This is a genomic window from Klebsiella sp. HMSC16A12, assembly GCF_001808265.1.
Taxonomy (GTDB): Bacteria; Pseudomonadota; Gammaproteobacteria; order Enterobacterales; family Enterobacteriaceae; genus Klebsiella; species Klebsiella pneumoniae.
The window spans coordinates 1-3,289 of sequence record NZ_KV792540.1 but is presented as its reverse complement, the minus strand read 5'-3'; the positions used below and the strand labels follow the sequence as shown (position 1 = coordinate 3,289).

At 59.3% G+C, this 3,289-nt stretch carries 4 protein-coding genes and 1 pseudogene; 2 read left to right on the top strand and 3 right to left on the bottom strand.

The features are described from left to right. A pseudogene (gene eefB, locus HMPREF3140_RS29200) lies at positions 1 to 1,233 on the bottom strand (multidrug efflux RND transporter permease subunit EefB); the annotation flags it as partial. After that, positions 1,233 to 2,357 carry a multidrug efflux RND transporter periplasmic adaptor subunit EefA gene (gene eefA / locus HMPREF3140_RS02935; RefSeq protein WP_004150241.1) on the bottom strand — a complete coding sequence of 375 codons (1,125 nt, stop codon included), beginning with the start codon at positions 2,355 to 2,357 and terminating at the stop codon, positions 1,233 to 1,235. The gene eefA and the pseudogene eefB, both read right to left, overlap by 1 nt. A 206-nt stretch (positions 2,358 to 2,563) precedes the next feature. Between eefA and HMPREF3140_RS28560 the strand changes: the two genes are divergently transcribed. Beyond that, positions 2,564 to 2,686 carry a hypothetical protein gene (locus HMPREF3140_RS28560; RefSeq protein ID WP_032412474.1) on the top strand — a complete coding sequence of 41 codons (123 nt, stop codon included), beginning with the start codon at positions 2,564 to 2,566 and terminating at the stop codon, positions 2,684 to 2,686. Here the strand turns inward: HMPREF3140_RS28560 and HMPREF3140_RS28555 are convergent. Continuing rightward, a complete protein-coding gene (locus HMPREF3140_RS28555) occupies positions 2,646 to 2,762 on the bottom strand; it encodes a hypothetical protein (RefSeq protein ID WP_014343452.1) in 117 nt (38 codons plus the stop codon). The genes HMPREF3140_RS28560 and HMPREF3140_RS28555 overlap by 41 nt on opposite strands. On the opposite strand from HMPREF3140_RS28555, the gene HMPREF3140_RS02915 reads away from it, so the two are divergent. After that, complete coding sequence (locus HMPREF3140_RS02915) at positions 2,737 to 3,153, top strand: GNAT family N-acetyltransferase (RefSeq protein ID WP_004173879.1); 417 nt, start codon at positions 2,737 to 2,739, stop codon at positions 3,151 to 3,153. The two genes, HMPREF3140_RS28555 and HMPREF3140_RS02915, sit on opposite strands and share 26 nt — an antisense overlap. Positions 3,154 to 3,289 lie beyond the last annotated feature (136 nt).

Sequence of the window (3,289 nt, the reverse complement as noted above, 5' to 3'; positions counted from 1 at the left end):
GATGGCGTCATCCACCAGCAGGCCGATCGCCAGCACCATGGCGAACAGCGTCAGGGTGTTAATCGAGTAGCCGAACAGGGCCAGCACCCCGAAGGTGCCAAGCAGCACCACCGGCACCGCTACCGCCGGAATGAGCGTCGCGCGGAAGTTCTGCAGGAACAGATACATCACGCAGACGACGAGGATAATCGCTTCGAACAGGGTCTGAATCACGTCCTCGACCGAGATTTTGATGAACTCGGTGCTGTCCTTCGGATAGGCAATATCGTAACCCTGCGGCATCTGACGCTGGAATTCGGCGATTTTGCTTTTCACCAGCGTCGCGGTGTCCAGCGCGTTGGCGCCGGGGGCCATCATCACCGCGATCCCGGCGGCCGGGTGGCCGTTCAGATTGGCGGTGGCGGTGTAATCCTCGCTACCCATCTCCACCCGCGCGACATCGCTCAGGCGCACTACCGAGCCGTCGGCCTGGCTTTTCACGATGATCGCTTTGAACTGGTCAGGGGTTTGCAGTCGGGACTGCGCGCGCACGGTGGCGGTTAATTGCTGGGCATTGGACGACGGTAGCGCGCCGATTTTACCGGCGGAGACCTGCACGTTCTGCGCCTCAATCGCCGACTGGACGTCGGAAGGCATCAGCGAGTAGGAGGCGAGTTTGGTCGGGTCCATCCAGACGCGCATCGCGTATTCGGCGCCGAATACCTGCAGGCTGCCGACGCCCTCCACGCGCGCCAGCGGGTCCTGCATATTGCTGACCAGCCAGTCGGAGATATCGGAGCTGGTGGCGCGGTTGGTTTTGTCATACACCGCGAGGATCAGCAGAAAGCTGCTCTGCGATTTTTCCACCGTTACGCCGGACTGCTGGACTTCGCTCGGCAGCCGCGATTCCGCCTGCTGCACTTTATTTTGCACCTGCACCTGGGCGGTGTCCGGGTCGGTCCCCTGCTCAAAGGTGACGGTGATGCTGACCGAGCCGTCGGAGCTGCTGGTGGAGCTGAAGTAGAGCAGATGGTCGAGGCCGGTGAGCTGCTGCTCGATGACCTGGGTGACGCTGTTCTCCAGGGTTTCGGCGGACGCCCCGGTATAGGTGGCGGAGATTTTCACCGCCGGCGGGGCGACGTCCGGGTACTGGCCTACCGGCAGGGTGCGGATCGCCAGCACCCCGGCGAGCATAATCAGAATGGCGATCACCCAGGCAAAGACCGGGCGACGCACGAAGAAACGGGAGAACATCAGGCGTTGCCTCCGTTATTGTTGACGGCGACGGCCTTCACTGTCTGTCCGGGGGCCACTTTACCGGTGCCTTCGACAATCAGCTTGTCGCCCGCTTTCAGGCCGCTCAGCACCAGCCATTTATCGCCGTAGGTGTCGCCGGTTTCCACGGTACGCTGCTCAACTTTGTTGGCGGCATCGACCACCAGCGCCGTGGCGTCGCCTTTGGCATCGCGGGTGATCCCCTGCTGCGGGGCGAGGATCGCGTCGTTCATGATGCCTTCATCGATGCGCGCGCGGACGAACATCCCCGGCAGCAGGACGTGCTGCGGGTTGGGGAAGATAGCGCGCAGGGTTACCGAGCCGGTAGATTCATCGACGGCGACTTCGGTGAGCGCCAGACGCCCTTTTTCGGGATAGGTACTGCCATCTTCCAGGGTTAACGTCACGCTGAGGGTGTCGCTGTTGCTGGCCAGGCTTTGCTTGCGTAAACGCAGGAGATCGACGCTGGATCGCGTCAGATCGACATACATGGTGTCGAGCCCGCGGATCGTCGCCAGCGCGGTATCCTGATCGGCGGAGACCAGCGCCCCCGGCGTAACCGACGAGATGCCGATGCGCCCGGCAATCGGCGCGGTGACGGTGGTCCAGTTCAGGTTGATGCGCGCGCTCTCCAGCGCCGCTTTTTTCGATTCCACGCTGGCCTTGTCCTGGGCGCAGGTGGAGGCGGCGTCGTCGGCATCCTGGCGGGAAACGCCGTTATCCCTGACCAGTGACGCGTAGCGCTGGGCCTTCTGGCAATCGGAGACCACCAGCGCCTGGGCCTGTTTCAGCGCCGCCGCCGCTTCGTTCCAGGTCGCGCGATAGCTGGAGGGATCGATCTGGTAAAGGGCCTGCCCGGCCTTCACCATATCGCCTTCGGTAAACAGGCGTTTCTGGATGATGCCGCCCACCTGCGGGCGAACTTCGGCGCTGAGCGAGGCGGTGGTGCGGCCGGTGAGCTGGCTGACTACCGGCACCGGCTGGCTTTGCAGGGTGACCACGCCCACTTCCGGCGTGGGTTGCTGCGGAGCAGATGTCTGCGCATTATCGCATCCGCTAAGGAGAAATAATGCTGTCGCGATGGGAGCTATGATGTATTTCATTATATTTTCTCAAGATATAAGACGTCCGCCCCGTTTATTTAAAAACGAGGGAATAGGTTGGGCGCTGAGGCATTTTCGGGTGAGCGAAAATGACAAAAAAGGAACACAGATGTTCCTGAACGTGATTGTTATTGTGTCTCCGCTGAAGCCAACCTCTTCGGTCTTCAGGAGGTGAAAAGCGCATCTCCTCTGGTTTTGTAGTGAGAATGATCATTCTCATTTTTCCCCATTATACGATCCATCGCGATAATGGAAAGGTTTTTTTGCTTACTTTTAGAACGCAAAAAATTAAGGCAAATAATCATGGAGAAAATAAGAATATTTTGTGAAAGTGGAGAGGGAAAATAACCATTCGGCAGCGCGATACTGGAGATAGTTAATGACACTAATCATTACAAAAAGCATTAATCCCGACGATCAACAAGAATTGTTTGCCGGTCTGCGGCAGTATAATCAGCAGTATCTCGATGCGGCGCAGTTTGGCGATCTGGGGATTTACTCGCGCGATGCGCAAGGGGTAATGCAGGGCGGGCTGATTGCCAAACGCAAGGGCAACTGGCTGTGCATTGAGTATCTGTGGGTTAGCGAGACGACGCGCGGGCGCGGGCTGGGGAGCGAGCTGATGCAGGAGGCGGAACAGCAGGCGCAGGCGCAAGGCTGCAGCCATCTGCTGGTGGATACCTTTAGCTTCCAGGCGCTGCCGTTTTATCAGAAATTAGGCTATCAGCTGCAGATGTCGCTGCCAGACTTCCCGCACGCAGGCATGCAGCGCCACTATTTGTCGAAGGCGCTGTAACGATCCTGGTATCCCCGGGCGGTCAGGTACCGTACCTGTGGTTGTGCCGGATGGCGGCATAAAGGCCTTATCCGGCCTACGTTCCGAGCGGCCTGTTATTGATATACCCACTTGCGCGACTGAAACTGCCGGTGCT